The organism is Accumulibacter sp. (genome assembly GCF_032229525.1).
Classification (GTDB): Bacteria; Pseudomonadota; Gammaproteobacteria; order Burkholderiales; family Rhodocyclaceae; genus Accumulibacter.
Window position 1 is genome coordinate 1 of record NZ_JAVTWB010000247.1, and the last position, 26,496, is coordinate 26,496.

Here is a 26,496-nt window from a genome sequence, read left to right on the forward strand (position 1 = left end):
TCGGTAGAACCACCTCTCGCTTGGCGAAGCTATGGGTACCGGCCAAGCCCGCAAGGCGCTCCAGAGCATCCTCTGGCAGCGACCTAAGTAGCGGAAATTGCTGCAAAACAAGGGGGTGCACAGCCATGGCGCGGATTATAGCTTGTCTGCGCCCGAAGCTGAGACCTTGGCGCCCGGCGCGCTCCTGTTCTCAAGTGCAGCGAACAGGCGATAGGGGCGACCCTCTGTCGATCCATCATCGGGCATCCTCGGGGGGCTTAATCAATGGCCGAGAACAAATTTACCGTGGCCTTGCCTACGGGAGGGAAGCGCTCAACGGCAGTTTTCGGGATAATAGCCGGATGGTGGAAATTCTGGTCCTTTACTACAGTCAGCGCGGTTCGGTGCACGCACTTGCCCAGCAGCTTGCCCGCGGCATCGAGTCAATGGATGGCGCTACAGCGCGCCTGCGTACGGTGCCGAAGGTATCGCCCGTTTGTGCGGCGAGTGCCCCGGAAATCCCGGCGGTCGGTGCGCCCTATGTCGAAGCCGCCGACCTTGCCGAATGCGTCGGGCTGGCACTCGGCAGCCCCACCCGCTTCGGCAACATGGCTGCGCCGATGAAATACTTCTGGGATAGCACCGCCGCCCAATGGTCGGCTGGAACGCTGACCGGGAAACCTGCCTGCGTGTTCACCTCCACAGCCAGTGCTCACGGCGGACAAGAGAGCACCCTCCTGTCGATGATGCTGCCGCTGTTGCATCACGGCATGCTGCTGCTCGGCCTACCCTACGCGGAAGAGGCGCTGTCGCGAACACGCAGTGGCGGAACGCCGTACGGAGCCAGCCATGTCGCCGGTTCCGAGGGCGATCCGACACTCACCGACGATGAGCGGCAACTCGCCTTCGCGCAGGGGCGCAGACTCGCGGCCATCGCCATGAAACTCGGGTCCTGATGATTCGCACCCTGTACCTGGCAGCGTCTGCCAGCTTGATCGCGCTGATCTTCCTGAGCCTGGCCTGGGAACTGCGCCTGGCACCGGTCCAGGCTGGCGGCTCATGGCTGGCGCTCAAATGCCTGCCACTTCTGGCCCCGCTGTTCGGGATCCTCAACGGCCGCCGCTACACCTACCAGTGGGCCAGCATGCTGATCCTGTTGTACTTCACCGAGGGAATCGTTCGCGCCACCACCGATACCGGACTCGGACAGTCACTGGCAATCGCCGAAACCATCCTCTCGCTGATCTTCTTCGGCGCCACCGTCGCCTACGCCAGGCTCACTCGCCCATCGGCGCAGGGCAATCGGCCGGCCCCCCGCCTGGACTGAGGTCAAACATCGCCCTGGGGGTCGACCCGATCCGGGACCTTCAGTTTGTTCAAGGCATTGAGGTAGGCTTTCGCCGAGGCGATGACGATATCGGTGTCCGCACCATTGCCATTGACAATCCGACCGTCTTTCCCCAGACGCACGGTGACTTCACCTTGCGCGTCGGTACCGGTGGTGATCGCATTGACCGAATAGAGCAGCAGTTGGGCACCGCTCGTGGCCACCGTCTCGATCGCCTTGAACATCGCATCGACCGGGCCACCGCCAACGCCTGAGGCTTTCTTCTCGACGCCATCGACCATCAGTGTCAACGCGGCCTCGGGCGTCTCACCGGTTTCCGAGCACACCCGCGAGTAGACCAGCTTGTAGTACTCGCCCTCCTGCGTCAGTTCCTCATCAGAAACCAGTGCTTGCAGGTCTTCGTCGAAAATCTCGTGTTTCTTGTCGGCCAGTTCCTTGAAGCGGGCAAATGCGGCGTTCAGGGCTTCCTCACTGTCGAGCACGATGGCCAGCGCAGCCAGGCGCGACTTGAACGCATTGCGTCCCGAGTGCTTGCCGAGCACCAGCTTGTTCTGGGCCCAGCCAACGTCCTCGGCGCGCATGATCTCGTAGGTCTCACGATGTTTGAGGACGCCGTCCTGATGAATTCCGGCTTCGTGCGCGAAAGCGTTGGCGCCAACGACTGCCTTGTTGGGCTGGACAGGATAGCCCGTAATCTGCGAGACCAGCTTGGACGCAGGAACGATCTGCGTCGTATCGATCCGTGTCTCGACCGGGAAGAGATCGCTACGCGTCCTTACCGCCATCACCACCTCTTCGAGCGAGGCGTTACCCGCCCGTTCACCAAGGCCATTGATCGTACATTCGACCTGACGCGCGCCGGCCAACACCGCTGACAGCGAATTGGCAACGGCCATACCCAGATCGTTATGGCAATGGGTGGACCACACCACCTGATCAGCCCCTGGCACCCGCTGGATCAATGTGCGCATCAGATCTCCCCAGACATTGGGGACGCTATAGCCCACGGTATCGGGAACATTGATCGTCCGGGCGCCGGCCTTGATGACCGCCTCGAAGACACGGCACAGGAAATCGACGTCCGAGCGCACCGCATCCTCCGCCGAAAACTCGACGTCGTCGGTGTATTCACGCGCCCAGTGCACTGCCCGCACAGCCGACTCGACCACCTGATCAGGCGTCATCCGCAACTTTTTCTCCATGTGAATCGGACTGGTGGCGATGAAAGTATGAATTCGGCCACGCGCTGCCGGCTCGATCGCTTCACCGGCACGACGGATGTCGTTCTCGTTCGAGCGCGCAAGAGAGCACACCGTTGACTCCTGGATAACCTTGGCAATCGACCGGATGGCGTCGAAATCGCCAGGCGACGCGGCAGCAAAGCCGGCTTCGATGACATCGACCCGCATCCGCTCAAGCTGTCTCGCGACGCGCAGTTTCTCGTCCTTGGTCATCGAAGCGCCCGGGCTTTGTTCGCCGTCGCGCAAGGTAGTGTCGAAGATGACCAGATGTTCTTTCATGTCCTGACTCCGGAGGTGAGGCGGTAGATACGCGGCAATGGCGTCCCCTGCTCACAGGGCGAGCCAAGCGAGACTCCACGACTTTTTGGGGGATTCTTGGTGTGCTGGGCGCGGCGACGGCCGAGCCATAAACGGTGCATGACGATCAGACCCTGGGCAAGACCGAGCAAACCCACTTTGGTGACTATAAGCAGTTTCGAAACATTGTGTCAATTGACCTCGAATACGCGGCGCGGCGCGAGCGCCGTCGCCAGATCGTCGGCAAGCGTTATTCCACCGGCGGCGGCGATGTCCTGCGCCTGATCCGACGAGTCAACAGCTGCACGTAGCCTGACAAGGCATACGCTACAAACAGGCCAAACAGGGCAACCGGCGTGTCGTAGGAGAGCACGGCAAAAGCGAGGGCGATGGCGACGACGAAAATGAAGGGCACGCTGCGCCGCAGGTTGACGTCCTTGAAACTGTAGAACTGGATATTGGTCACCATCGAGATGCCGGCAAAGATCACCAACCCGCAGGCCAACCAGCGCACGTTCCCCGCCGCGACGTCCTTGTCGATCATGACCCAGAGGAAACCGGCCACCAGGGCGGCAGCTGCCGGGCTGGGGAGGCCCTGAAAGTAACGCTTATCCACGACTTCCAGCGTCGTGTTGAAGCGCGCCAGGCGCAGCGCCGCACCGACGCAATAGACGAAGGCTGCAATCCAGCCGAGTCGACCCAGGTCCTTGAGCGCCCAAGCATAGGTTACCAGAGCCGGCGCGACGCCGAACGAGACCATGTCGGACAGCGAATCATACTCGGCGCCGAAGGCGCTTTGCGTGCGCGTCATCCTGGCTACTCGCCCATCGAGGCCATCAAGCACCATGGCCACGAAGATGGCCACGGCTGCCGCTTCAAAGCCACCTTTCATCGACTGAACGATGGCAAAGAAGCCGCAGAACAGCGCCGCCGTGGTAAACAGGTTAGGCAGCAGATAGATGCCGCGACGCCGCAACTCCGGGTTGAAGAGGGTCTTGCGAGGCTTGAGTTCAGGCATTGCGCTGTTGACTGGAAGCGGGCTCATGTGGAGAGGAAGCAGCTGTCCGCCTCCTCCCGCAGCAAGCTACGGAATCGATCAGTTCTTGCTTTGATCAACCAACCTGTTCTTCTTGATCCAGGGCATCATGTCGCGCAGCTTGGCGCCGACGATCTCGACCTCGTGCTGGGCCATCAGACGCCGACGCGCAGTCATCTCGGGATAGTTGGTCCGCCCTTCGAGGATGAACATTTTCGCGTAGTCACCGCTCTGGATTCGCTTGAGAGCCGTGCGCATGGCTGCACGTGAGGTCTCGTTGATCACTTCGGGCCCGGTCACGTACTCACCATACTCGGCGTTGTTCGAAATGGAGTAGTTCATGTTGGCGATGCCGCCTTCGTACATCAGGTCGACGATCAGCTTGAGCTCGTGCAGGCACTCGAAGTACGCCATCTCGGGCGCGTAACCACCTTCCACCAGTGTTTCGAAGCCCATCTTGACCAGTTCGACGGCGCCACCGCAAAGGACAGCCTGCTCGCCGAAAAGGTCGGTCTCGGTCTCCTCGCGGAAGTTTGTTTCGATCACCCCGCCCTTGGTGCCGCCATTGGCGGCAGCATAGGAAAGGGCAATGTCGCGGGCCTTGCCGGAGCGGTCCTGATGAACGGCGATCAGCGACGGCACGCCGCCTCCCTTGAGGTACTCCGAGCGCACGGTATGGCCAGGGCCCTTCGGCGCAACCATGATCACATCAACATCGTCACGGGCGACGACCTGGTTGTAGTGCACATTGAAACCGTGGGCAAACGCCAGCGCAGCACCCTTCTTCATGTTCGGCGCCACGTCCGCGTTATAGACCTGCGGAATCGTTTCGTCAGGCAGCAACATCATCACCACATCGGCGCCCTTGACTGCCACGGCGACCTCCGCAACCTTCAGGCCCGCTTTCTCGGCCTTGCTCCACGACGCCCCGTCCTTGCGCAGGCCGACGGTTACCTTGACACCGGAATCGCTCAGATTCTGCGCATGCGCATGGCCTTGCGAGCCGTAGCCCACGATGGTCACTTTCTTACCCTTGATCAGGGAGAGGTCGGCATCCTTGTCGTAATAAACTTTCATGGAGTTTCCTTTTTTGCTGGTCGGTCTGCTTAGACTTTTAGAATGCGTTCGCCGCGGCCAATGCCGGAAACGCCGGTACGCACCGTTTCGAGAATCAGCCCGGCGTCAATCGCCTGGATGAACGAGTCGAGCTTCGGCCCGCTGGCGGTCAGCTCGATGACATAGGTCGATTCGGTGACGTCGATGATGTGGCCACGAAAGATATCGGCCAGACGCTTGAGTTCCTCGCGGTCCTTGCCGGTGGCGCGCACCTTGAGCAGCATCAGTTCGCGCTCGATGTGCGCCGCCTCGGAGAGATCGACGACCTTGATGACGTCAATCAGTTTGTTCAGCTGTTTGGTGATCTGCTCGACTACGGCATCGGTTCCCGAAGTGACAATGGTCAGGCGAGACAGCGAGAGATCCTCGGTCGGCGCCACGGTGAGTGTTTCGATATTGTAGCCGCGCGCCGAGAACAGACCGGCGACCCGCGACAGGGCTCCTGCCTCATTCTCCAGCAGGATTGAAATAATGTGTCGCATCTTGTCTTCCCTTACAGATCTTCGGTCAGGAGCATGTCCGCCAGGCCTTTGCCAGCCGCCACCATCGGATAGACATTGGCCTTCTGATCGGTGATGAAATCGATGAATACCAGGTCATCCTTGTGATCAACGAATGCCTTCTTCAGCGCACCCTCGACGTCTTCCGGCCGTTCGACACGAATGCCGACATGACCATAGGCCTCGGCAAGCTTGACGAAGTCGGGCAGCGAATCCATGTACGACTCCGAATAACGGCTGCCATAGAACATCTCCTGCCACTGCCGAACCATGCCCAGGTAACGATTGTTGAGGTTGATGATCTTGATCGGCAGACGGAACTGCTTGGCGGTAGATAGTTCCTGAATACACATTTGAATCGAACCTTCGCCGGTGACGCAGGCAATCTGCTTGTCCGGGTTGGCCAGGGCCGCGCCCATGGCGTAAGGCAGACCGACACCCATCGTCCCCAGACCACCGGAATTGAGCCAGCGGCGCGGCTCGTCAAACTTGTAGTATTGCGCTGCCCACATCTGATGCTGACCGACATCGGAAGTCACGATCGCCTTGCCTTCAGTGATTTCATAAAGCTTTTCGATGACGTACTGCGGCATGATGATGTTCTTCTTCATGCGGTATTTCATGCACTGCTTGGCACGCCACTCCTCGACCTGCTTCCACCACTCTGCCAGCACATCCGCATCCGGACTGGCGTTGCCGGCATCGAGTAGCTTGAGCATCTCTTCAAGGACATCCGGGACGTTGCCGACGATCGGCACATCAACCTTGACCCGCTTGGAGATCGACGACGGATCGATGTCAATGTGGATGATCTTGCGCGGGATAGACGAAAAGTTCACTGGATTGCCAATTACCCGGTCGTCAAAGCGCGCGCCAATAGCCAGCAGGACGTCACAGTGTTGCATCGCCAGGTTGGCCTCGACGGTACCGTGCATGCCCGGCATACCAAGAAACTGTCGGTCGCTTGCCGGATACGCGCCCAGGCCCATCAAGGTGTTGGTAATCGGAAAGCCCAGCCGGCGTACCAGTTTGGTCAATTGCTCGGCACCATTGGAAAGAATGACCCCGCCGCCCGAGTACACCATCGGCCGCTTGGCCTCGAGCAAGAGCTGCAGCGCCTTCTTGATCTGTCCCAGATGCCCCTTTACAACCGGGTTGTAGGAGCGTAGCTGGATCGTCTCGGGATACTCGAACTTGCACTTGGCCGCGGTAATATCCTTCGGAATATCGATCACCACCGGCCCCGGACGACCGCTATTGGCGATAAAGAAGGCCTTCTTTATCGTCACCGCCAGGTCGTGTACGTCCTTGACCAGGAAATTGTGCTTCACGCAGGGCCGGGTAATGCCGACGGTATCGCACTCCTGAAAGGCGTCCTGACCGATATACTCGGTCGGCACCTGTCCGGCGATGACCACCAGCGGAATCGAATCCATGTACGCCGTCGCGATGCCGGTCACGGCATTGGTGGCGCCGGGGCCTGAAGTGACCAGTGCCACACCAACCTTGTGGGTCGAACGCGCCAGTCCATCCGCCGCATGTACTGCCGCCTGCTCGTGGCGAACGAGAACGTGCTTGACCTGATCCTGCTTGAACAGCGCGTCATACATATGAAGGACAGCCCCGCCAGGATAGCCGAATACGTACTCGACCTTTTCTTCCTGCAGGCACCTGATTACAATCTCCGCACCGGTCATCATTGTCATTACCGTCGCCCCAGCAAGCAAATTGCTCGAAAAAAGTCTGCAACGTTAAAGCTTAGACGTGGTTTGGTCAAGGTATTCATGACAAGCGGCGCTTTGGAAAGCAGGCTTTCCTCCCTACAACCGCAAGGATTTTAGCCCTGGCCAGCCAACGCGAACTGTCAGACTTTCTCACTGCAGTCGAACGCCGCGCTTTCAAACAAGCAATGTTCGCGGTGCGCAACGAAGAGTCCGCTCTCGACATCGTCCAGGATGCGATGATGAAGCTTGCCGAGAAATACGGAGACCGCCCACCAACAGAACTGCCGATGCTTTTCCAGCGTATCCTGCAGAACACCATTCGCGACTACTACCGACGCAGCAAGGTACGCTCACTATGGACCACACTACTCTCGGCCCTTTCGCCGAGTGATGACGAAGATCACGACCCGCTGGAAACCATCAGCAGCGAAGAGGGGGCCAATGTTCCGCAGACCCCGCATGGCCAGTTCGAACAAGCACAAATTCTTGGGATGATTGAGAAAGAGATAGAATCGCTGCCTGGCCGTCAACGGGAAGCCTTCCTGCTGCGTTATTGGGAAGATATGGACGTTGCCGAAACGGCGTCGGTCATGGGCTGCTCGCAGGGCAGCGTCAAGACACACTGCTCTCGTGCCAATCACGCGCTGGCGATAGCATTGAAGGCAAAAGGAATTACCCTATGAATGAACTGCATTTTACCTACAAGGTGAGGCAACACCTGAACAGGGGCCTGCACGACCTCCCGGCGGCAACCCACTCGCGCCTGGACGGTGCCAGACTGCGGGCATTGGCCCGACAAAAGGCCACCGTCCATCAGTCGGTGCTGGCCACTGCGGGTCATTTCATTCAGGAACACGCCGAAGGCCTGCGCTTCAAACAGATGTTCGTGGCATTTGCCCTCGTATTCGGCATCGCTACCTACACCTACTGGCAGGCAGACCAGAGAATCGCCGAACTGGAGATCATCGACAGCGCCCTGCTCGCCGACGACTTGCCGATCGCGGCCTTTACCGACCGGGGCTTTGACGCATGGCTGAAAAGCTCCGCGTCGCAATAGTCCTCAGTAGCTTTATTGCCGTAACGGGCTGGGCAGATGCGCTCAATCCGTCGGCGATTGCAACACCCGCGCAGCCGCAGTGGAGCGAGCTGACGGTAGAGCAGAAGACCATCCTCGCTCCACTCAGCTACGACTGGGATGGGATGGACTATGCGCGTCAGAAAAAGTGGCTGGGTATCACGCGCCGGTTCTTCAAAATGACCGCCGACGAGCAGCGCAGGGTGCAAGTTCAGATGCAGGACTGGGGGGAGTTGACGCCCGAGCAACGGCGTGTTGCGCGCGAGAACTTCATCACCGCCAACAAGCTCCCGGTGGAGAAGAAGCAGGAACTCAAGCAGAAATGGCAGGAATACTCCAGCCTGCCGGAAGAGGAAAAGGAACGGCTCAAGCAACAAGCTGCCACAAGGCCCTTACCGAAAACCGGGCCGGTGGGAGCAAGCGGCACGCCTGGCACTCTGGGTACGCCACCCCAAGCGGCAGTGCTGCCGCTCGGCGCTCGTCGTTCCCCGCCGGCAAGTAGCGGCGGCGCTTCGCCGCCCGCCGAAACCGAAAACAGGGACTGATGCCGGTATCAGAACCCGTCCCGCGGCCGGGCATCGTGCGCCGCCTGGCCAGCATGCTCTACGAGTCATTGCTGTTGCTTGGAGTGCTCGCGGCACTGCTGGTGCTACCGCATTTTCTGTTGGGTGCCCTTGCCCATCGCCTGGTAGCGCCGATCCTTGTACAGGCCCACTGCTTCATCGTGCTCCTCGCCTATTGCGTCTGGTTCTGGAGCGACGGGCGACAGACGCTGGCCATGAAAACCTGGCACATCCGGCTGGTCACCCGCGACGGCTTCGCTGTCAGCCCGGCGCGAGCCCTCCTGCGCTATCTCCTGAGCTGGCCAAGCATCGTGCTGGGAGGGGTGGGAATCCTGTGGGCACTGGTGGATCGCGACCGACTATTCCTGCACGACCGTCTCGCCGGCACGCAACTGGTGAGGAGCTGAGCCCCCGATCAGCGCCTTTCGACCCACCAGATCATTGCCGTTGCCGCGAGCAGAAACAATACGGACGGCGTCACCGCACTGAGCACCGGCGACCAGCTGTTGATCGCACCGAGATTCGAGAACAAACCGTTCAGCATGTGAAACAGGATTCCGATCATCACCCCGGAGAAGATCTTGAGGCCAGCCCCATCGGCCCGGTAATGCGTACCACCGAACGGCAGGGCAAGGGCAACCATCACGAACGCTGCCAGCGGGTAGATCACTTTTTTCCAGAAGGCAATGTCGTAACGATTGGTCGTCTGACGGTTATCCGCCAGGTGCTTGGTATAGGCCGACAGGTGCCGCAAGGACATGCGATCGGGAGAAACCATCAGGACGGCAAGGATGTCCGGATTCAGAGCCGAACGCCACAAGAGATCGGGGATCTTCCGAACCTCGGCACGCTCCGCATAGAGCGTTGTCTGCACGACATCAGTCAACCGCCAACTGTCAGGCACCACATATTCTCCCTCTTCTGCCTCGGTGACCGATTTCAGCTGCCCGCTCTCGTCGAACTCGTAGATACGGATTCCGCGCAAACGCGTATCCGGCAGGACGATGCGGACGTTGATGAAATCGCGCTCGTCCTTTACCCACAGGCCTGAACGCAGGTCTTGTCCGACCATTCGCCCCCTTTCCTTCAGGCGCAGTTGGTTGGCTGCTCGTTCGGCCGGCGGCGCTACGTACTCGCCAATCAGGAAAGTGGCGACGGCAAACAAGCCAGCCACCAGAAATAGTCCACGCAACAAAGCGCCAGACGAAAGGCCTGAGACCCGCAACACGGTAATCTCGGAATGACGAGCTAGCCCCGACAGCGCATAGAGTGTCCCGATCAGGACGGCAATGGGCATCAGCTCATAAACACGGCCCGGCACCCGCAGCAGGACGAAGCCAAAAGCATGATGGAGTCGGTAGTTACCCTGCCCGACGTTGTTGATCTCGCCGAGCATGTCAAAGAAGGCAAACAGGGACAGAAACGCCAGCAACACCAGCAGTATCGCGCCAGACACCTCGCGCGCCAGGTAACGACGATAGATCTTCATCGAGACAGGCGAGCGAAGGAATACACGGCGATGCGGTGGTAGAACAACAGCGGCAGCACCGACAGCATGAGCAGATGGGCAGTCAACACGCCCAGGGCGAAAGAGACTTTGCCGCTGGCCACCCACCCCTGCGTGATCGTCAGCAGATTGTTGTAGACCACGTAGACCAGAATGGCGAGCAGCATGTTCGCGGAGCGCCCGGCACGCGGATTGACAAATGACAAAGGTATCGCCAGCAAAGCCAGCACGACTGCCGAAAGAGGCATGCCGACACGCCACAGCAGTTCCGCCCGATAGACGGGCAGGTCCAGTGGCAGCAATTCCACGAGAGGCATGTTCTTGGGTGTCCGTTCGATTCCACGCGCCTCCTTGGTTTCGAGGCGAACGGCATAGCGCCCGTATTCCAGAATGCGGAAGGCGGCCGTCCCGGGCTCCAGCTCGTAGCGACGGCCATTCTCCAGAACGATGAAGCGATCACCATTCTCCGCAATCTCCTGATGGCCGGTGCCGGCCATGGTCACCCCCGGACGCTCGGACCCCACTTCGCTGACAAAGACGTTGCGCACGTGGCTAGTATCATCTGCAACCGCTTCGACAAAGATCACGCGATCGCCAGCCGACGATTCCTGAAATGCGCCAGGAGCCACCTGACCGGCATCCTTCCGCGTACTGAGTTTGCCGCGGAACTCGGCGCTCTGGGACAAGGCCCACGGTGAAAGGAACAAGGAGAGCGCAGCGATACTCGCCACCAGCGGCAAAGCGAATGTCAATACCGGCCGCATCCAGGCCGCCAGCGAGAGTCCCGACGAGAACCAGACCACCATCTCGGAATCACGATAACTGCGCGAAAGGGTCAACAGGATGGCGATAAACAAGGACAAGGACAACAAAGGCGGGAGATAATTGAGCGACGCGAACCCGAGAAGCGCTGCCACCGCACCCGGGTCCACACTGCCTTGAGCAGCCTCGTTCAGCAGCCTGATCAACTGCGTCGTCACCATGATCGCAAAAAGCGCAGTGAAAACACCGGCGGTGGAGTGGGCAAACTCGCGTCGGACCGCACGCTGAAAGATCATTTTTTGACTTTGGTGAAAAGCAGCAGTGATAATCGGCGTTTTCTAAGCAACACGCCGATCCTGGGGAGGGTGAGTGGAATTTAGCATAAAAAGCGGTAACCCGGAGAAGCAGCGCAGCGCCTGTGTCGTGGTCGGCGTTTTCGAACCGCGCAAGCTGACGCTCGCCGCCGAACTCATTGACAACGCGGCGCGCAGCCATCTCTCCGACATCGTTCGCCGCGGCGACATGGAGGGCAAGGCAGGGTCTACCTTGCTGCTGCACAATGTTCCGGGAACACTCTGCGACCGCGTCCTGTTGGTCGGACTCGGCAAGGAAAAGGAGTTCGGCGACCGCGAGTATTGCGACGCAATTCGCAGCGCGGTAAGGACACTCGACGAAACCGGCTCGTTCGACGGCACGGTCTTCCTGACCGAAACGAGCGTCCGCAAGCGCAGCGCCGCGTGGCGAGTACGACAGGCCGTACTTGTCGCGCGACAGACCGTCTATCGCTTCGATCAGTTCAAGAGCAAGAAGGACAAGGTCCGACGCCCGTTACGCAAGCTGACCTTTGTCGTCGATCGCCGTAACGAACTGGCCGCGGCCGAGGAAGCACTGAACCAGGGCCAGGCGATCGCCGAAGGCGTGTCGCTGGCCAAGAACCTTGCCAATCTGCCCGGCAATGTGTGCACACCGAGCCACCTTGCAGAAACCGCGCAACATCTCGCGACTGAACACAAGATCGAGTGCCAGATCCTTGAGGCTGATGAAATGGCCGCACTTGGGATGCACTCGTTGCTGTCGGTGGCCAAAGGCTCACACCAGTCGCCGAAGCTCATTGTCCTGCAGTACAAGGGGGGCAAGAGCGATGAGAAACCGGTGGTACTGGTCGGCAAGGGGGTGACCTTTGACAGCGGCGGAATTTCGCTCAAACCGGCACCGGAAATGGACGAAATGAAGTACGACATGTGCGGTGCAGCCAGCGTGCTTGGCGCCATCAAGGCCACCGCGCTGATGAAACTGCCGATCAATCTGACCGTGATCGTGCCGAGCACGGAAAACATGCCGGGGGGCGCCGCTACCCGGCCGGGAGATATCGTCACTTCGATGTCCGGACAGTCCATCGAGATCCTCAACACCGACGCCGAAGGTCGCCTGATTCTCTGCGACGCGCTGACCTACGCTGCTCGCTTCGACCCGGAGACAGTGATCGACGTTGCGACCCTCACCGGCGCCTGCGTCATCGCCCTCGGCCATGTCGCTACCGGTCTTTTCGCCAACAGCGATACCCTGGCCCGCGAACTGGAGCATGCCGGCGACGAAGCGCACGATCGGGCGTGGCAGATGCCCTTGTGGGACGACTATCAGGAATTGCTCAAGAGTCCGTTCGCCGACATGGCGAACATCGGTGGCCGCTCGGCCGGCAGCATCACCGCCGCCTGTTTTCTCGCCCGGTTTACCAAGAAATACGTATGGGCTCACCTCGACATCGCCGGTACCGCATGGAAATCAGGCAGCGACAAGGGCGCGACGGGGCGACCGGTACCGCTGCTGATGCACTACCTGATGAAGCGTGCCGGGAAACTCACGTGACCCAGGTTTTCTTCTACCACAACGCGTCTGACCGGATCGCGGCGGCCGTGGCTTTGATCGGCAAGGCATTCGCCCAGAGAAAAGCGATGCTCGTCTACGCCCCGGCGGCCGAAGTCGCGGCGGCGCTCGATCGCCAGTTGTGGATGCATCCACCCGCGGGCTTTGTACCACACGTTGACATCAACTCGCCGCTGGCCGGCGAAACTCCCGTACTGATCGCCAGCACGCTTGAATCGGCGCCACAGGATGAACGACTGCTGAACCTCTCTCGCGACGTACCGCCCGGCTTCTCGCGCTTCGCCAGCCTGATCGAAGTCGTCAGCCAAGGCGATGAAGAGCGCGCTGATGGCCGCAAACGTGCGAGATTCTACAAAGATCGCGGCTACGACATCAGGTACCTGGATTGCTCGGGGAACGCTTGATGGCCAGCGACAAGGATCTGCTCAGTCGTGCTGACTCCCTGATCAACTCCGACAGCGGTGCTGGAGGCAGCGCGCGCGGCGAACTCCCACGGCAGATGCGCCGCCGGCGCAGCTTTCTGGCCTCGTCCACTCCGTCGGCCATGCCCTACGGTGCCGCGGGCTCCACTCAGTTGGCGCCCGAAGACGACAACCTGCCGCTGCTGACCGACATCGTCGTTGCCGCGGAAGCGGTAGCCGAAGAAGAGAGCGACGACCATGTTACGGCCAGCCTGCGGCCAGCGCTTGCCGCCGAGCTTGCGCAGTTCATTGACGGCCATCTGGCCGATGAATTACCGGCGTTGGTCGAAGCCGCCGCACTGCACACCGCGAAGCGGCTGCGCGACGGCATCGGCGCCAGCATCGCCGAAGCCTTGCGCGACTTCGTTGCCGAACGAGGACAGCTTCAGTTGCCCCTGGAGGAGCCTGCCGACCGCGAAGGCGCCGCAGCCGATCAGGAGTAGGCGTCGCGAACTGGGGGCAGCAGCACGATCCGGTATAATGCGCGCTCCTGAAATCCACCTGCCCTCCCCTCCATGGAACTCGCCAAGAGCTTTGAACCAGCAGACATCGAGCGTCGCTGGTACCCCGAATGGGAAGCCAGAGGCTACTTTGGTGCCGGCCTCGACGCCGACAAACCCGAAGCCTTCTGCATCCTGTTGCCACCGCCCAACGTCACCGGCACCCTGCACATGGGGCATGGCTTCAACCAGGCGATCATGGATGCGCTCACCCGCTACCATCGCATGCGGGGTGACAACACCTTGTGGCAACCCGGCACCGATCATGCAGGGATAGCCACCCAGATCGTCGTCGAGCGCCAGCTCGACGCCCAGGGAATATCCCGACACGACCTCGGCCGTGAGAAATTTCTCGAGAAAGTCTGGCAGTGGAAGGAATTCTCGGGCAACACCATCACCCAGCAGATGCGTCGCCTCGGCACCTCGCCAGACTGGAGCCGCGAACGCTTCACGATGGACGCCGGCCTGTCGAAGACGGTCACCGAGACTTTCGTCCGCCTCTACCAGGAAGGCCTGATCTACCGTGGCAAGCGTCTGGTCAACTGGGATCCGGTGCTGCAGACTGCGGTCTCCGACCTCGAAGTGGCACAGGAAGAAGAGCAAGGCCACCTCTGGCACATCCGCTATCCTCTGGCTGACGGCAGTGCGACGCTGACCGTCGCCACCACCAGGCCGGAGACGATGCTCGGCGATACCGCCGTGATGGTCCATCCGGAAGACGCACGTTACCAGCACTTACTGGGGAAAATGGTCAAGCTGCCGCTGTGCGAGCGCGAGATCCCGATCATTGCCGACGCCTACGTGGACCCCGCGTTTGGCACCGGCTGTGTCAAGGTTACCCCGGCGCACGACTTCAACGACTACGCCGTCGGCCAGCGCCACAAGCTGCAGATAATCCCCGTCCTGACGCTCGACGCCAAGATCAACGAGAATGCACCTGCCTGCTATCAGGGCATGGATCGCTTTGCCGCGCGCCAGCAGATTGTCGCCGACCTCGAACAGCAGGGTTTCCTCGACAAGGTCGAAGCGCACGCACTCAAAGTGCCGCGCGGCGACCGCACCGGCGTGGTCATCGAACCGATGCTCACCGACCAGTGGTTCGTCGCCATGAGCAAAGCCGGCGCCGACGGCACCAGCATCGCCGGCAAGGCGCTGGAGTGCGTCGCGTCGGGCGAAATCCGTTTTTTCCCCGAAAACTGGGTCAACACCTACAACCAGTGGCTGAACAACATCCAGGACTGGTGCATCTCGCGGCAGTTGTGGTGGGGCCACCAGATTCCGGCGTGGTACGGTGACGATGGCCGGATTTTCGTTGCTCATGACGAAGCAGAAGCCAGGATCCAGGCCGACGAACAAGGCTACAGCGGCCCACTGACGCGCGACCCGGACGTCCTCGACACCTGGTACTCGTCGGCCCTGTGGCCCTTCTCGACGCTGGACTGGACGCCGCAATGGCCGGCCGAGACGAATCCCGCTCTCGAACTCTATCTGCCGTCTACCGTCCTGGTCACCGGTTTCGACATCATCTTTTTCTGGGTCGCGCGGATGGTGATGATGACCCGGCACATCACCGGCAAAATCCCCTTCAAGCACGTCTACGTGCACGGCCTGATCCGCGATGCCGAAGGCCAGAAAATGAGCAAGTCGAAGGGCAATGTCCTCGACCCGATCGACCTCATCGACGGCATCGACCTCGACGCCCTGATCGAGAAGCGCACCACCGGCCTGATGAACCCGAAGCAGGCCGCGCAGATCGAAAAGCGTACGCGCAAGGAGTTCCCGCAAGGCATCCAGGCTTTCGGCACCGACGCCCTGCGGTTTACCTTCCTGTCGCTGGCCAGCCCCGGCCGTGACATCAAGTTCGATCTCAGCCGCTGCGAAGGCTACCGCAATTTCTGCAACAAGCTGTGGAACGCGACCCGCTACGTGCTGATGCACACGGCAGAGCAGGACCTTGGCCTCTCCGCCTGCACCCCGGAGCGTTGCTCGACGGCACTGAGCTTCTCCTTCGCCGACCGCTGGATCGTCAGCAAACTGCAACGCACGGAAGCCGAGGTCGCGCAACACTACGCCGACTACCGCTTCGACCTGCTGGCGCGCTCGGTCTACGAGTTTGTCTGGGACGAGTTCTGCGACTGGTACGTCGAGCTGTCAAAGGTGCAACTGCTGAACGGCAACGAACAGGAAATCCGCGCCACGCGCCGGACGCTGGCGCGCGTGCTGGAGACCGTCCTGCGCCTGGCGCATCCGCTGCTGCCATTCATTACCGAAGAACTCTGGCAAGTGCTCGCTCCGATCGCCGGCCGCAAGACCCACGACTCCGTGATGCTCGCCGCGTATCCGCAGTCGCAGCCGGAAAAAATTGACTTGGGCAGCGAAGCCCGGGTTCAGCAACTGAAGGATCTCGCCTACGCCTGCCGCAACCTGCGCGGCGAAATGAACCTTTCACCAGCGCAACGGGTACCACTGCTGGCCAGTGGTGACAGGGCTTCACTCGCCGAATTCGCTCCCTATCTGAAAGCACTTGGCAAGCTGTCGGAATTGGAGATCGTCGACGACCTGCCCCCTGACGCCAGCGCACCGATCGCCATCGTCGGCGATACGAAACTGATGCTGCAGATCGAGATCGACCTCGCCGTCGAAAGCGAACGGCTCGACAAGGAGATCGCCCGCCTGAGTGGCGAGATCGGCAAAGCCAGAGCAAAGCTCGCCAACGAGAGCTTTGTCGCGCGTGCTCCGGCAGCGGTGGTCGAACAGGAAAGGAAGCGCCTCAACGACTTCATCGCCACGCTCGAAAAACTCGAGCCGCAGCGCGAACGCCTGCGGCGCTAGGCTGGCCTGGCAGCCGGTTCCATCCGGCTGCCGTTCCGCGGCCAGACCAGGAATTGTGATCAATGTTCAAGGATCACCGGCATCAGGCCACGCAAGGCATTGCCAATATACAAGGCCGGCGCCCGCAACAAGTCCTCGCGTCGCAGCACCTGTTCGACTGCACGCCCGGACTCAAGCAGCGTCCGGCGCATGACGCCCGGTAGCAAGCCGCAGATCGCCGGAGGCGTTAGCAGAATTCCGTCGCGCTCGACAAAGACGTTGCTGCGCGCGCCCTCGCACACCTCCCCCAGAGCGTTGAAGAAGATCGCGTCGAACACCTCTGGCTGCTCGGCCAGTGCGGCCAGCGTGCGGTCGTAGCGAGCACGCGCCGTGGTCTTGTGGCGCAGCAGGTAATCGTCGGCAGGCAGCTTCTCGCTCGCCAGAACGACGCGCCAGGTGGGTGCAGGATCATCGGGCAAGGGCGACGCCACGACCTGACAGGCGCCGTCGTGCGCCAGCGTCAGACGAACGCGAAAAACCCCGGTGGACCACCGCGCCGCTTCGACGGCCAGCACCGAAGACACGCTCTCCTGAACGCAGGCGAAACCCAGGGTACGCGCCGAAGCCTGCAGGCGCTCGAGATGCAGGGGCAGCAGCGGGTACTCACCGTCTTCCAGGCGCAGGGTTTCGACCAGCGCGAACCCCGGGTCGAAGGCAGTCAGGAAACTCGCTTTCAGCAAACACTCCGCGTACTCGCACTCCGGATCCGAGTCGATCACGATACCGCTACCGACACCTAGCTTGGCCTGCTGGTCGGCACCAAGTTCGACGGTGCGAATGGCCACATTGAAACGGCAGTCGCCGCCGGGGGCCAGCCAACCCAGGGCCCCGGTATACAAACCCCGTGGTGTGTGTTCGAGTTCCGCGATGCGCTGCATCGCCCGAATCTTCGGCGCGCCGGTAATCGAACCGCAGGGAAACAATGCGCCGAACAGGTTCGCCAGACTCACCCCGGGCAACTCGGCGGCAACCGCAGACACCATCTGCCACAAGGTCGGGTAAGCCTCGGTCGCACACAGGGCTTCGACGCTCACCTCGCCCGGCAGCGCCAGACGACCGAGGTCGTTGCGCAACAAGTCGACAATCATGATGTTTTCGGCACGCTCCTTCGCCGAAGACAATAGCTTGGCACGATTCGCCTCATCGTCCAGCGCTGTGTTTCCTCGCGGCGCCGTACCTTTCATCGGCCGCGTCAGGACGCGATTTCCCGAGCGCTCAAAGAACAACTCCGGCGAGAAGGAAAGAACCGTTTCGTCCGTCGTGCACAGATAGCCACCATAGCGCACCGGTTGTCGTTCGCGCAGACCGGCGTAGAGCGCCAGCGGATGGCCGTAAATCTGGAAAGTCAGCGGAAAAGTGAGGTTAATCTGATAGCAATCACCATCGGCTATCCAACGACAAATCTGTCTGACTTGCGCGGCGTAGCTCGCTGCATCGACGCCTGCCGATAGCTCGGCAATGCCGGCCAGCCGTTGATGCTCGGGCAGCGCCGCCAGCCGATCGGCAAGGAAGGCACCGACCGCGGCCGCATCGAGCGCTTGCCCATCGGCAAACACCCAGGCCCGCAAAATTGGCCGACCGGGCGGCGACCGCGGAACAGCTGCTTCGAAGCTCGCACCCAGCGCATAGTCGGCGGCCAGGGCCACCCATTGGCCAGCGGCGATCTCGGCTTCGATCGCCCGGAATACCACGGTGGGATCGGCGGAATCGGCGACGGCGAACGAGCGGCAGCAGCCGGTCAACAACAGTGCGCTGCCCCCGTCGCCGTCAAACAGAGCGAACTGAGCGCCGTCACGCATCGGTCAGGGGATGGAGGACAGCACGCTTGAAGAAGCGCCTGGGCCGCAGCGCGGCTCTACTTGCGCTTGAGGTAAAACTCGAAGACCTGGTTCGCCTCGACACTCGACAGCAGCTCGTTTCCGGTCTGCCTGGCGAACGCCTGGAAGTCCTTGACCGAACCGGGATCTGTCGCCAGCACGTGCAGCACCTCGCCGGTAGACATCTCCGACAGCGCTTTCTTGGTGCGCAGAATCGGCAACGGGCAATTCAGCCCTTTGACGTCGAGTTCTCGGTCGCAATGCATGTTCGGGTCCGCAGTCAAACTGAGGGCGTATTCTAACCGCCATTCCTCTTTTTTTCCTTCGCCTCTTCCACCTGCAGCTTGCGCAATTCACGCAGGCGCGCATCCACCGCCGACTGTTCGAAGAAGCTACCGTCCCCGGCCTGTTGCGCGAACTGCAATTGTTCGACAGCAGCACCCAACTGCCCCTGCAGGAGATAGAACTCGGCTTGCGAACGGTGCTGCTGCAGACGCTTGCCAAGTGCGGCGAAAGTTTCCGCCTGCAAGCCGTACAACTTGTAGTCCGAGCTATAGAGTTGCAGCTGCGATTCCAGGAAGCTCAAGCTCTGTTCGTATTGCCGCCCGGCAAGAAGGCCTCTGGCGTAGCCATAGCTCAGGGACTTGGAGTGCGGATAGCGCTGCAAGGCGTTGCGATAGAGGGTCAGCGCGCCAGCTCGATCACCGGCAGCAATTCTGGCCTCGGCCGCCAGACCGGCGATCATCGGCGACGATGCCTTGAGCGTGAGCAGCGCATCGACCTCCTTCTGCGCCGCTGCAACGTCCTTGGCTTTCAGCATCGCGTAGGCGAGACCATAGCGAGTCGCAGCCTCCGAGACATACTTCTTTTCCCGCAACTGCCTGCTGAATTCGCTGATCGCTTCTCCGGGGGTACCCATCTGCACTCGTAACTTGGCCCGTACCAGATGGAAGTCCAGGCTATCGGTCACCTGCCGGTAGGGCGCACTCTGCGCCCGGTTCTCCATGTCGGAGATACGTTCGACGGTCAGCGGATGCGAACGCAGGTAGACCGGCGCATTGTTCTCATACACCCGCCCGGCCAGCTGCATGCGCCCGAAGAAATCGCCCATGCCGTGAGCGTCATAGCCCGCCTTGACCATCGTCTGAAACCCCAAGCGGTCGGCCTCCCGCTCGAAATCACGACTGTAGGCCAATTGCGCCTGAATCGAAGCGGCCTGCGCCGAGGCCACCGCCGCACTCGCCACCTGCGAATTGGCACGGGCAGCGAGAACACCGACGGCCATGGCGACCATGGTGGCGATCGAGTTCTGCTTCTCCCGGGCAATCTGCCGGGCAAGGTGGCTTTGTGTCACGTGCGAGATCTCATGGGCGAGGACTCCGGCAAGCTCGGACTCCGTTTGCGCAGTCAGCAGCGTACCGGTGTTCACGCCGATAAAGCCGCCGAACATCGCAAATGCGTTCACCGTGTTGTCACGAATGACGAAAAACTGGTAATCACCCGCCGAGTTCGAACTGCCAGCCACCAGGCGACTCCCTAGGAGATTGACGTAGTCGGTGATCTCGGAATCGTCAACATAGCTCGGCTCGCGCAGGCGAATGTCATTGAAAATCTGCTCGCCGATCTTGCGCTCAAGCTGAGGGGAAAGGTCGCTACGTGCCGCGTCGCCAAGCTCCGGAAGGCCATCGGCGAGAACCTTCGAGGAACTGCCAAACGTAGCCGCGACCAGCAAAGATGCGGCAGCAAGAATCATTCTGATCAAGAGGCCTCCCGGCGAGTGCGGCGGAGCGGAGAAAGATGATGCTATGATACTCAATCAAGGCTTGGGGATTTGTTACGAAGCGTTACCAGCCACCCTCGACTCGCTCTCAGCTATTTCGCTGGCGAGTTTTCCACGTGCCGCCGCGACTTCCATGCCCGCCAGCCCACTCACCCATTTCGACTCGCAGGGCCAGGCACAGATGGTCGACGTCGGCGCGAAAGCCGAAACCAACCGGCTGGCACGAGCCGCCGGAAGCATCCTGATGCGGCCGGAAACCTTGGCTCTGATCGTTGAAGGTTCGGCAAAGAAAGGCGACGTTCTCGGCGTTGCGCGAATTGCCGCGATTCAGGGCGCCAAACGCACGTCTGACCTGGTCCCCTTGTGTCACCCGATCGCTTTGACCAGAATTTCGGTCAACTTCGAAATCGACACCATGGCCAACGCCGTGCACTGCGTGACCAGTGCCGAGTGTTTCGGTCGTACCGGCGTCGAGATGGAAGCCCTGTGCGCCGCCAGCATCGGCCTGCTGACCATCTACGACATGTGTAAAGCAGTTGATCGCGGTATGCACATCGAGCACATTCGACTGCTCGAAAAACTGGGCGGCAAGTCCGGACACTGGACTGCCAGCTGACGCGGACTGCAGCGATCATCAAAAGTACCGCACAAAAAAAACCCGCCAGAGGCGGGTCCCTATTGCACTCCCAAAAAGCTTAGGCGCGCGCGATATTCGATGCTTGCTTGCCCTTCGGGCCCTGCGTCACGTCGAAGGAAACCTTCTCGCCCTCTTTGAGGGTCTTGAAACCACCCATGGTGATCGCGGAGAAATGGGCGAAGAGATCCTCACTACCATCATCCGGAGTAATGAAGCCAAAACCTTTAGCGTCATTGAACCACTTAACTGTACCAGTTGCCATATTGCCACTTCCTTGAAAAAAAGACTAAATCCGGGCGGTGCCCGACTTGCATGCTTCGTATTCAACTCCAGCCAAGATAGGAGCTCCGACACGCAGAACCACCAGACAGCAACAGCTTGAATAGAAACATTCGATCTTTGTACGCCAAACCAGGCGGCTGCGTCAAGCCTTTTTCGGCTTTATCGCCTGGCGAACCGTGTACGAGGCCCGAAACTCGGCGAAGATCGGTATTGCGCATCCGAAAAGACTGGTTAGAATTCACTCATGGCAACACAGCATCAGGACGACTCCCTACTGCAGGCGCAGCGTACGCAACTCACCCCGCCACCACTTTACAAGGTCCTGTTGTTGAACGACGATTTCACACCGATGGATTTCGTGATTGTCGTTCTGCAAAGGTTTTTTGGAATGGATAGAGAACACGCGACGCGAATCATGCTCAAAGTCCACACCGATGGGCGTGGGGTGTGTGGGATCTTTCCGCGCGATGTCGCGGCCACGAAAGTCGAACAGGTCACAGCCTTCGCGCGAAGCAACCAGCATCCCCTGGCGTGCGTATTGGAGGAAAACTGAATGATTGCGCAGGAACTTGAAGTAAGTTTGCACATGGCATTTGTCGAGGCACGACAAAAGCGCCATGAGTTCATCACCGTCGAACACCTCCTGCTCGCACTGCTGGACAACCCATCGGCGGCCGAGGCGATGCGCGCCTGCGGCGCCAGCATCGAGCAGCTGCGCAAGGATCTGATCAGATTCATTGGCGAACACACGCCGACCGTCGCCGGTGATGATGAAATCGACACGCAACCGACACTCGGTTTCCAGCGAGTCATTCAGCGTGCCATCCTGCACGTGCAATCGTCGGGTCGGAAAGAAGTTAACGGTGCCAATGTCCTGGTTGCGATTTTTGGCGAAAAGGATTCGCACGCTGTTTATTACTTGCAGAAACAAGGTGTCACGCGTCTGGACGTGGTCAATTTCATTTCGCACGGGATCAGCCGGATCCCCCAGAGCGCGCCGCGAGGTGAACCCGAGATTGAAACCGAAGGCGATCAGCAAAGCGCGGCCGGGCCACTGGAAAGCTACACCATCAACCTCAACGCCTTGGCTTTGCAGGGCAAAATCGACCCACTGATCGGTCGTGACCGGGAGCTCGAGCGGGTCATCCAGACGCTCTGTCGCCGGCGCAAGAACAATCCCTTGCTGGTTGGAGAAGCGGGCGTTGGAAAAACAGCCATAGCCGAAGGGCTGGCGCGGCGAATCGTCGAATGCGATATCCCCGAGATTCTCGCCAAGGCGAACGTCTACTGCCTTGACATGGGATCGCTGCTGGCCGGGACGAAATATCGCGGCGATTTCGAACAGCGCCTGAAGGCCGTTCTCAAGCAACTGAGCGAGAACCCGCAGGCTGTTCTGTTCATTGATGAAATCCATACCCTGATCGGCGCTGGGTCGGCGTCAGGTGGCACGCTCGACGCGTCCAACCTTCTCAAACCGGCGCTTTCATCCGGTCAGTTGAAGTGCATCGGCGCAACGACTTACAACGAGTACCGGGGCATCTTCGAGAAAGACCACGCACTGTCGCGCCGCTTCCAGAAGATTGACGTCAACGAGCCATCGAGTGCCGAAGCCGTTGAAATTCTCAAGGGACTCAAGTCGCGCTTCGAGGCGCACCACGGTATCAAATACTCCGCTGCGGCCCTGACCTCGGCCGTCGAGCTGTCGGTGCGCTTCATTACTGACCGTCACCTGCCGGACAAGGCGATTGACGTGATCGATGAAGCCGGGGCAGCGCAGCGGATATTGCCCAAGTCCAAGCAGAAAAAGATGATTGGAAAGATCGACATCGAAGAGATTGTTGCCAAGATCGCGCGCATCCCTTCTACGCACGTCTCGTCGGACGACCGCAACAACCTGAGGAATCTCGACCGTGATCTGAAAGCCGTGGTGTTCGGTCAGAGCGCGGCGATTGATGCCCTCACCAGAGCGATCAAGATGGCCCGCTCTGGTCTTGGCAACCCTACCAAGCCGATCGGGAGCTTCCTGTTTTCTGGCCCCACCGGCGTTGGCAAGACCGAGGTTGCCAAGCAACTGGCGTACTGCCTGGGCAATGAGCTGGTACGCTTCGACATGTCGGAATACATGGAACGGCATGCCGTTTCACGCCTGATCGGGGCGCCGCCCGGCTACATTGGCTTCGATCAGGGTGGCCTGCTGACCGAGGCGGTAACCAAGAAACCCTATAGCGTTCTGCTGCTCGACGAGATCGAAAAAGCCCATCCCGACATCTACAACATTCTGTTGCAGGTCATGGATCACGGCACGCTGACCGATAACAACGGACGCAAGGCCGACTTCCGGAACGTGATCATCATCATGACCACCAACGCCGGACAAGAGGCCATTCAGAAAGCAACCATGGGCTTCACGCCAACGCGACAAGCGGGTGATGAAATGGTCGAGATCAAGCGGATCTTTACGCCCGAGTTCCGCAACCGACTGGACGCCACCATCTCGTTCAAGGCGCTTGACCACGAGGTGATTTTGCGCGTGGTAGACAAGTTCCTGATGCAACTCGAAGCGCAACTGCACGAGAAAAAAGTGGAAGCCGTTTTCACCCCGGCGCTCAAGGACCACCTCGCTGCCAACGGCTTCGACCCGATGATGGGCGCACGTCCGATGGCGCGACTGATTCAGGACACGATCCGCGCCTCGCTGGCCGACGAGTTGCTGTTCGGCCGCCTGGCGCACGGCGGCCATGTCACCGTCGACCTTGATGACGACCAGAAAGTCAAACTGGTCTTCGAAGAAGAGTCCGCGGCTGTCGCCTGAGCACGCCTGCACTGCCTACGGCAAGCTTGGCCCGCGCCGCATGGCCAATCGTCCATCTTCCGCAACCTGACCACACGAGGCCCGTTTGACCATGCCTTTCAAAACCGCCGACCTCCTTGACAGCAACGAAAACAAAGCCCGTGACGGCAACCTCCGGGTCGTCGCTCCGATGTTCCAGCGGTACGGTGCACGACCCTCGTTCGCTGGCCAGGTGGTCACGCTCAAGGTCTTCGAGGACAACTCCCTGGTACGTGAAGCCCTCGCTGATTTGGGTGACGGCCGGGTACTGGTTATCGATGGCGGCGGTTCCATGCGCTGCGCACTGGTCGGCGACCAGTTGGCTATCTTGGCGCACAAGAACCGCTGGGAAGGAATCGTCGTTTACGGTTGTATCCGCGATTCTTCTGACATAAACGCGATTGACCTCGGCGTTCGCGCTCTCAATACGCACCCCATGAAGAGTATCAAGAAAGGTATCGGCGAGCGCGATCTGCCTGTAACCTTCGGCGGGGTGACCTTCAGACCTGGCGAGTGGGTTTACGTTGATGACGACGGGTTGATCGTCAGCGACCAACCGTTGAGCTGAAAGCGCACAAAGCCGAGGGCTTCAGGTACTGGAGTTGGTGCTTACCTGACCAACTACTTTGCGCGGAGTGATAGCCGAAGGTCTTTCGATGGTGGCCGGGGAGACCAACAGAGTGCTGCTTCGCCGGGAACAATTGGCCGACCGAGGCCATCCTAGACATTGGCTGCCGAAGAGCGAAAATGCGGGCACCGCACATCGCCTGAGCCCGAGCCAGAGCCAGAGCCGACACGAGTCCGTCATCAGCTTTCGGATAAAACCGGGAAGGTGTTGACCGAACTCTCGGCACGGAACATATTTCGCTTGCTGCTGTGACATTGCCAAAATCGGAGACAAGTTGTGAACGCTGCCATTGACCTAATCAAAGCGATCCGGACAGGCCGACTGGGAGAGGTCAAAGCCTTGCTGGATGCCGGCGCCTCCGCCGAGATCCATGACGGACGTGGCGACCCGGGGTTGCCGCTGGGCGTTGCCTGCTTCATGGGGCACGTCGAGATCGTCCGCGAGTTGATCTCCCGAGGCGCGAAAGTCAATGCACCGGATAACGCGCAGCCTACATCACCGTTGTCGATGGCCATTCGAGGCAACAGGACAGACGTCGTGAAGACTCTGATCGAAATGGGTGCCGAGGTTCCCCCTGGTATGAAGACCGGGCTGACCGATCAGGAAATGATGATCGCACGCTGGCGAGGCCGGCACTACGGTGCGACCACGGCCAAGGCTGACCACGCGTCTGGCGAGGAACAACCAGTGTTCGAGGAGATCGAAATGGTCCGCTGTTACGGAACGGATACGGCCGTTCTCGATGCGGACATGATCCGGGCCGCCCGCGAAATGGGTAAGAAGTAGCCTAACGGTCATGAACTGTCGGGACACCCCCGATAATGAAAGTCATGCCCGTTTCCCTCATCCCCGACCCTTCTCCCGCGCGGGGGAGAAGGGAGATTCGTGAGTCGCGAAGGCGACTTTCACGGTAACAGGCCAGAGCAGCCACGCGAGACGCTTGACCGCCTCCCGGCATCTCTGGCCACCCCGATGCGCATAGCCTGAACCAAGACCATTCCGAATGCATATTCGCTGGCATTCGGCGGGCTCACTCGGGCGCAGCCCGGTCGGCCATTGAATCACCTCCGGATGTCCGGCCCCGATCTTCCCCGTCACCATCGCCTGGCGCCGACGAAGGAACGGCGACTGGCCGTCACGTTGGCCACTGCGGGACGGCAACGCCGCCAACGGCGCCGCGCTGCCTGTCGATCGACCTCGACGTGGGCGAGCGGACGCAGCGGGTTCACAAGCCGGCGGTCGACACGCTGTGGCTCAATCCGCTGGCGTTTCCGCGCCATACCTACCACCACCTGCTCAAGCATTATCAGGACGGCGGGCTCAAGCGCGAACAGCTCAACGACCCCTTGCTCGACTGACGCTGTTGCTGGCGCGTCTCGCTCGTGGAGCGCGTCTTGGTCGACCAACTAGCGGCCGTCAACCGCCTTGTTGCGCCGCGTGGCAGGCGTGCTGCCACTGGCTGCAGCAGAGCTATCGTGGTCTCACCAGCAATTACACGCCGGCCAGCTCGACATCGGCTTTGCCGGCCGCCAGGCCGCCAGGCCGCCGCACGCCCACTGCACCCGGCGCTCGCGATGCTGAGGCCGGCTGCGGCGTGATCTGTAGGGCCATCTGGTTGGTCGCCTCACGGCCAGCTACAGCCCCCCAGCGCTATGCAT

At 60.5% G+C, this 26,496-nt stretch carries 27 protein-coding genes; 16 read left to right on the top strand and 11 right to left on the bottom strand.

The window, feature by feature from the left end:
* Positions 1-341: 341 nt before the first annotated feature.
* Both wrbA and RUW20_RS19485 read left to right on the top strand, forming a co-directional pair.
* Positions 342-935: an NAD(P)H:quinone oxidoreductase gene (wrbA, locus tag RUW20_RS19480; protein ID WP_313953880.1), complete on the top strand. Its 594-nt coding sequence runs from the start codon at positions 342-344 to the stop codon at positions 933-935.
* A complete protein-coding gene (locus RUW20_RS19485) occupies positions 935-1,306 on the top strand; it encodes a DUF2069 domain-containing protein (RefSeq protein WP_313953881.1) in 372 nt (123 codons plus the stop codon). The genes wrbA and RUW20_RS19485 overlap by 1 nt, the downstream gene beginning before the upstream one ends.
* A 2-nt stretch (positions 1,307-1,308) precedes the next feature.
* Here the strand turns inward: RUW20_RS19485 and RUW20_RS19490 are convergent, their stop codons facing one another.
* The 5 genes from RUW20_RS19490 to RUW20_RS19510 form a co-directional block, all read right to left on the bottom strand.
* The gene (locus tag RUW20_RS19490; protein ID WP_313953882.1) at positions 1,309-2,847 is read right to left on the bottom strand and encodes a 2-isopropylmalate synthase; all 1,539 of its coding nucleotides are present in this window, start codon (positions 2,845-2,847) and stop codon (positions 1,309-1,311) included.
* A gap of 268 nt (positions 2,848-3,115) precedes the next feature.
* Complete coding sequence (pssA, locus tag RUW20_RS19495) at positions 3,116-3,883, bottom strand: CDP-diacylglycerol--serine O-phosphatidyltransferase (RefSeq protein WP_313953883.1); 768 nt, start codon at positions 3,881-3,883, stop codon at positions 3,116-3,118.
* 78 nt (positions 3,884-3,961) lie between these two features.
* Positions 3,962-4,978 carry a ketol-acid reductoisomerase gene (ilvC, locus tag RUW20_RS19500; RefSeq protein ID WP_313953884.1) on the bottom strand — a complete coding sequence of 339 codons (1,017 nt, stop codon included), beginning with the start codon at positions 4,976-4,978 and terminating at the stop codon, positions 3,962-3,964.
* 29 nt (positions 4,979-5,007) lie between these two features.
* Complete coding sequence (gene ilvN, locus RUW20_RS19505) at positions 5,008-5,499, bottom strand: acetolactate synthase small subunit (RefSeq protein WP_313953885.1); 492 nt, start codon at positions 5,497-5,499, stop codon at positions 5,008-5,010.
* Between the two features lie 11 nt (positions 5,500-5,510).
* On the bottom strand, positions 5,511-7,223 hold the full coding sequence (locus RUW20_RS19510; RefSeq protein ID WP_313953886.1) for an acetolactate synthase 3 catalytic subunit: 1,713 nt from the start codon (positions 7,221-7,223) through the stop codon (positions 5,511-5,513).
* 137 nt (positions 7,224-7,360) lie between these two features.
* Between RUW20_RS19510 and RUW20_RS19515 the strand changes: the two genes are divergently transcribed.
* From RUW20_RS19515 to RUW20_RS19530, 4 genes are read left to right on the top strand one after another with little or no spacing between them, the layout of a single operon-like run.
* A complete protein-coding gene (locus tag RUW20_RS19515; protein ID WP_313953902.1) occupies positions 7,361-7,924 on the top strand; it encodes an RNA polymerase sigma factor in 564 nt (187 codons plus the stop codon).
* A complete protein-coding gene (locus tag RUW20_RS19520; RefSeq protein WP_313953887.1) occupies positions 7,921-8,298 on the top strand; it encodes a DUF3619 family protein in 378 nt (125 codons plus the stop codon). The genes RUW20_RS19515 and RUW20_RS19520 overlap by 4 nt, the downstream gene beginning before the upstream one ends.
* Positions 8,271-8,861, top strand: coding sequence for a DUF3106 domain-containing protein (locus RUW20_RS19525; RefSeq protein ID WP_313953888.1), 591 nt, complete (start codon positions 8,271-8,273; stop codon positions 8,859-8,861). Before RUW20_RS19520 ends, RUW20_RS19525 begins: the two co-directional genes overlap by 28 nt.
* Positions 8,861-9,286, top strand: coding sequence for an RDD family protein (locus tag RUW20_RS19530; protein WP_313953889.1), 426 nt, complete (start codon positions 8,861-8,863; stop codon positions 9,284-9,286). The genes RUW20_RS19525 and RUW20_RS19530 overlap by 1 nt, the downstream gene beginning before the upstream one ends.
* An 8-nt stretch (positions 9,287-9,294) precedes the next feature.
* On the opposite strand, the gene lptG is transcribed toward RUW20_RS19530, so the two are convergent.
* Both lptG and lptF read right to left on the bottom strand, forming a co-directional pair.
* A complete protein-coding gene (gene lptG / locus RUW20_RS19535) occupies positions 9,295-10,368 on the bottom strand; it encodes an LPS export ABC transporter permease LptG (protein WP_313953890.1) in 1,074 nt (357 codons plus the stop codon).
* Complete coding sequence (gene lptF / locus RUW20_RS19540) at positions 10,365-11,444, bottom strand: LPS export ABC transporter permease LptF (RefSeq protein ID WP_313953891.1); 1,080 nt, start codon at positions 11,442-11,444, stop codon at positions 10,365-10,367. The genes lptG and lptF overlap by 4 nt, the downstream gene beginning before the upstream one ends.
* A 73-nt stretch (positions 11,445-11,517) precedes the next feature.
* Between lptF and RUW20_RS19545 the strand changes: the two genes are divergently transcribed.
* The 4 genes from RUW20_RS19545 to RUW20_RS19560 all read left to right on the top strand — a co-directional run bounded on the left by RUW20_RS19545 (position 11,518) and on the right by RUW20_RS19560 (position 16,825).
* Entirely contained in the window at positions 11,518-13,014 is a 1,497-nt protein-coding gene (locus RUW20_RS19545; protein WP_313953892.1) for a leucyl aminopeptidase, read from the top strand.
* Positions 13,011-13,436 (top strand): DNA polymerase III subunit chi, encoded by a 426-nt coding sequence (locus RUW20_RS19550; RefSeq protein WP_313953893.1) that lies wholly within the window; start codon positions 13,011-13,013, stop codon positions 13,434-13,436. The genes RUW20_RS19545 and RUW20_RS19550 overlap by 4 nt, the downstream gene beginning before the upstream one ends.
* Positions 13,436-13,936, top strand: a complete 501-nt coding sequence (locus tag RUW20_RS19555) for a hypothetical protein (protein WP_313953894.1) — start codon at positions 13,436-13,438, stop codon at positions 13,934-13,936. Before RUW20_RS19550 ends, RUW20_RS19555 begins: the two co-directional genes overlap by 1 nt.
* Positions 13,937-14,008: 72 nt before the next feature.
* A complete protein-coding gene (locus RUW20_RS19560) occupies positions 14,009-16,825 on the top strand; it encodes a valine--tRNA ligase (RefSeq protein ID WP_313953895.1) in 2,817 nt (938 codons plus the stop codon).
* A 59-nt stretch (positions 16,826-16,884) separates the two neighbouring features.
* Here RUW20_RS19560 and pabB read toward each other — a convergent pair whose 3' ends face one another.
* Genes pabB through RUW20_RS19575 form a run of 3 tightly spaced genes read right to left on the bottom strand, consistent with a single transcriptional unit; the run spans position 16,885 to position 20,434 of the window.
* Positions 16,885-18,663 (bottom strand): aminodeoxychorismate synthase component I, encoded by a 1,779-nt coding sequence (pabB, locus tag RUW20_RS19565; protein WP_313953896.1) that lies wholly within the window; start codon positions 18,661-18,663, stop codon positions 16,885-16,887.
* A gap of 56 nt (positions 18,664-18,719) precedes the next feature.
* A complete protein-coding gene (locus RUW20_RS19570) occupies positions 18,720-18,947 on the bottom strand; it encodes a sulfurtransferase TusA family protein (protein ID WP_313953897.1) in 228 nt (75 codons plus the stop codon).
* 32 nt (positions 18,948-18,979) lie between these two features.
* Positions 18,980-20,434: a M48 family metalloprotease gene (locus tag RUW20_RS19575; protein ID WP_313953903.1), complete on the bottom strand. Its 1,455-nt coding sequence runs from the start codon at positions 20,432-20,434 to the stop codon at positions 18,980-18,982.
* A gap of 160 nt (positions 20,435-20,594) precedes the next feature.
* Between RUW20_RS19575 and moaC the strand changes: the two genes are divergently transcribed.
* Entirely contained in the window at positions 20,595-21,077 is a 483-nt protein-coding gene (gene moaC / locus RUW20_RS19580) for a cyclic pyranopterin monophosphate synthase MoaC (protein WP_313953904.1), read from the top strand.
* Between the two features lie 79 nt (positions 21,078-21,156).
* Here the strand turns inward: moaC and RUW20_RS19585 are convergent, their stop codons facing one another.
* Positions 21,157-21,360 (bottom strand): cold-shock protein, encoded by a 204-nt coding sequence (locus RUW20_RS19585; RefSeq protein ID WP_042335273.1) that lies wholly within the window; start codon positions 21,358-21,360, stop codon positions 21,157-21,159.
* Positions 21,361-21,624: 264 nt separating this feature from the next.
* Here RUW20_RS19585 and clpS point away from each other — a divergent pair, with 264 nt between their 5' ends.
* From clpS to RUW20_RS19610, 5 genes are all read left to right on the top strand, one after another.
* Positions 21,625-21,933 (top strand): ATP-dependent Clp protease adapter ClpS, encoded by a 309-nt coding sequence (gene clpS, locus RUW20_RS19590; protein WP_313953898.1) that lies wholly within the window; start codon positions 21,625-21,627, stop codon positions 21,931-21,933.
* The gene (gene clpA / locus RUW20_RS19595) at positions 21,934-24,192 is read left to right on the top strand and encodes an ATP-dependent Clp protease ATP-binding subunit ClpA (protein ID WP_313953899.1); all 2,259 of its coding nucleotides are present in this window, start codon (positions 21,934-21,936) and stop codon (positions 24,190-24,192) included.
* 91 nt (positions 24,193-24,283) lie between these two features.
* On the top strand, positions 24,284-24,778 hold the full coding sequence (gene rraA, locus RUW20_RS19600) for a ribonuclease E activity regulator RraA (protein WP_313953905.1): 495 nt from the start codon (positions 24,284-24,286) through the stop codon (positions 24,776-24,778).
* 336 nt (positions 24,779-25,114) lie between these two features.
* A complete protein-coding gene (locus RUW20_RS19605) occupies positions 25,115-25,624 on the top strand; it encodes an ankyrin repeat domain-containing protein (RefSeq protein WP_313953900.1) in 510 nt (169 codons plus the stop codon).
* Between the two features lie 416 nt (positions 25,625-26,040).
* A complete protein-coding gene (locus tag RUW20_RS19610; RefSeq protein WP_313953901.1) occupies positions 26,041-26,196 on the top strand; it encodes a hypothetical protein in 156 nt (51 codons plus the stop codon).
* The last annotated feature ends 300 nt before the right edge of the window (positions 26,197-26,496 follow it).

What these genes read in the sequence shown, in the direction of transcription:
- moaC (WP_313953904.1), top strand. Translation starts at nt 20,595, where the DNA reads ATGCCCGCCAGCCCACTCACCCATTTCGACTCGCAGGGCCAGGCACAG.
- pssA (WP_313953883.1), bottom strand. Translation starts at nt 3,883, where the DNA reads ATGCCTGAACTCAAGCCTCGCAAGACCCTCTTCAACCCGGAGTTGCGG.
- RUW20_RS19525 (WP_313953888.1), top strand. Translation starts at nt 8,271, where the DNA reads ATGGCTGAAAAGCTCCGCGTCGCAATAGTCCTCAGTAGCTTTATTGCC.
- lptF (WP_313953891.1), bottom strand. Translation starts at nt 11,444, where the DNA reads ATGATCTTTCAGCGTGCGGTCCGACGCGAGTTTGCCCACTCCACCGCC.
- ilvN (WP_313953885.1), bottom strand. Translation starts at nt 5,499, where the DNA reads ATGCGACACATTATTTCAATCCTGCTGGAGAATGAGGCAGGAGCCCTG.
- RUW20_RS19585 (WP_042335273.1), bottom strand. Translation starts at nt 21,360, where the DNA reads ATGGCAACTGGTACAGTTAAGTGGTTCAATGACGCTAAAGGTTTTGGC.
- rraA (WP_313953905.1), top strand. Translation starts at nt 24,284, where the DNA reads ATGCCTTTCAAAACCGCCGACCTCCTTGACAGCAACGAAAACAAAGCC.
- RUW20_RS19560 (WP_313953895.1), top strand. Translation starts at nt 14,009, where the DNA reads ATGGAACTCGCCAAGAGCTTTGAACCAGCAGACATCGAGCGTCGCTGG.
- clpA (WP_313953899.1), top strand. Translation starts at nt 21,934, where the DNA reads ATGATTGCGCAGGAACTTGAAGTAAGTTTGCACATGGCATTTGTCGAG.
- pabB (WP_313953896.1), bottom strand. Translation starts at nt 18,663, where the DNA reads ATGCGTGACGGCGCTCAGTTCGCTCTGTTTGACGGCGACGGGGGCAGC.
- RUW20_RS19510 (WP_313953886.1), bottom strand. Translation starts at nt 7,223, where the DNA reads ATGACAATGATGACCGGTGCGGAGATTGTAATCAGGTGCCTGCAGGAA.
- RUW20_RS19485 (WP_313953881.1), top strand. Translation starts at nt 935, where the DNA reads ATGATTCGCACCCTGTACCTGGCAGCGTCTGCCAGCTTGATCGCGCTG.
- RUW20_RS19490 (WP_313953882.1), bottom strand. Translation starts at nt 2,847, where the DNA reads ATGAAAGAACATCTGGTCATCTTCGACACTACCTTGCGCGACGGCGAA.
- RUW20_RS19575 (WP_313953903.1), bottom strand. Translation starts at nt 20,434, where the DNA reads ATGATTCTTGCTGCCGCATCTTTGCTGGTCGCGGCTACGTTTGGCAGT.
- RUW20_RS19530 (WP_313953889.1), top strand. Translation starts at nt 8,861, where the DNA reads ATGCCGGTATCAGAACCCGTCCCGCGGCCGGGCATCGTGCGCCGCCTG.
- lptG (WP_313953890.1), bottom strand. Translation starts at nt 10,368, where the DNA reads ATGAAGATCTATCGTCGTTACCTGGCGCGCGAGGTGTCTGGCGCGATA.
- wrbA (WP_313953880.1), top strand. Translation starts at nt 342, where the DNA reads ATGGTGGAAATTCTGGTCCTTTACTACAGTCAGCGCGGTTCGGTGCAC.
- RUW20_RS19555 (WP_313953894.1), top strand. Translation starts at nt 13,436, where the DNA reads ATGGCCAGCGACAAGGATCTGCTCAGTCGTGCTGACTCCCTGATCAAC.
- RUW20_RS19520 (WP_313953887.1), top strand. Translation starts at nt 7,921, where the DNA reads ATGAATGAACTGCATTTTACCTACAAGGTGAGGCAACACCTGAACAGG.
- RUW20_RS19570 (WP_313953897.1), bottom strand. Translation starts at nt 18,947, where the DNA reads ATGCATTGCGACCGAGAACTCGACGTCAAAGGGCTGAATTGCCCGTTG.
- ilvC (WP_313953884.1), bottom strand. Translation starts at nt 4,978, where the DNA reads ATGAAAGTTTATTACGACAAGGATGCCGACCTCTCCCTGATCAAGGGT.
- clpS (WP_313953898.1), top strand. Translation starts at nt 21,625, where the DNA reads ATGGCAACACAGCATCAGGACGACTCCCTACTGCAGGCGCAGCGTACG.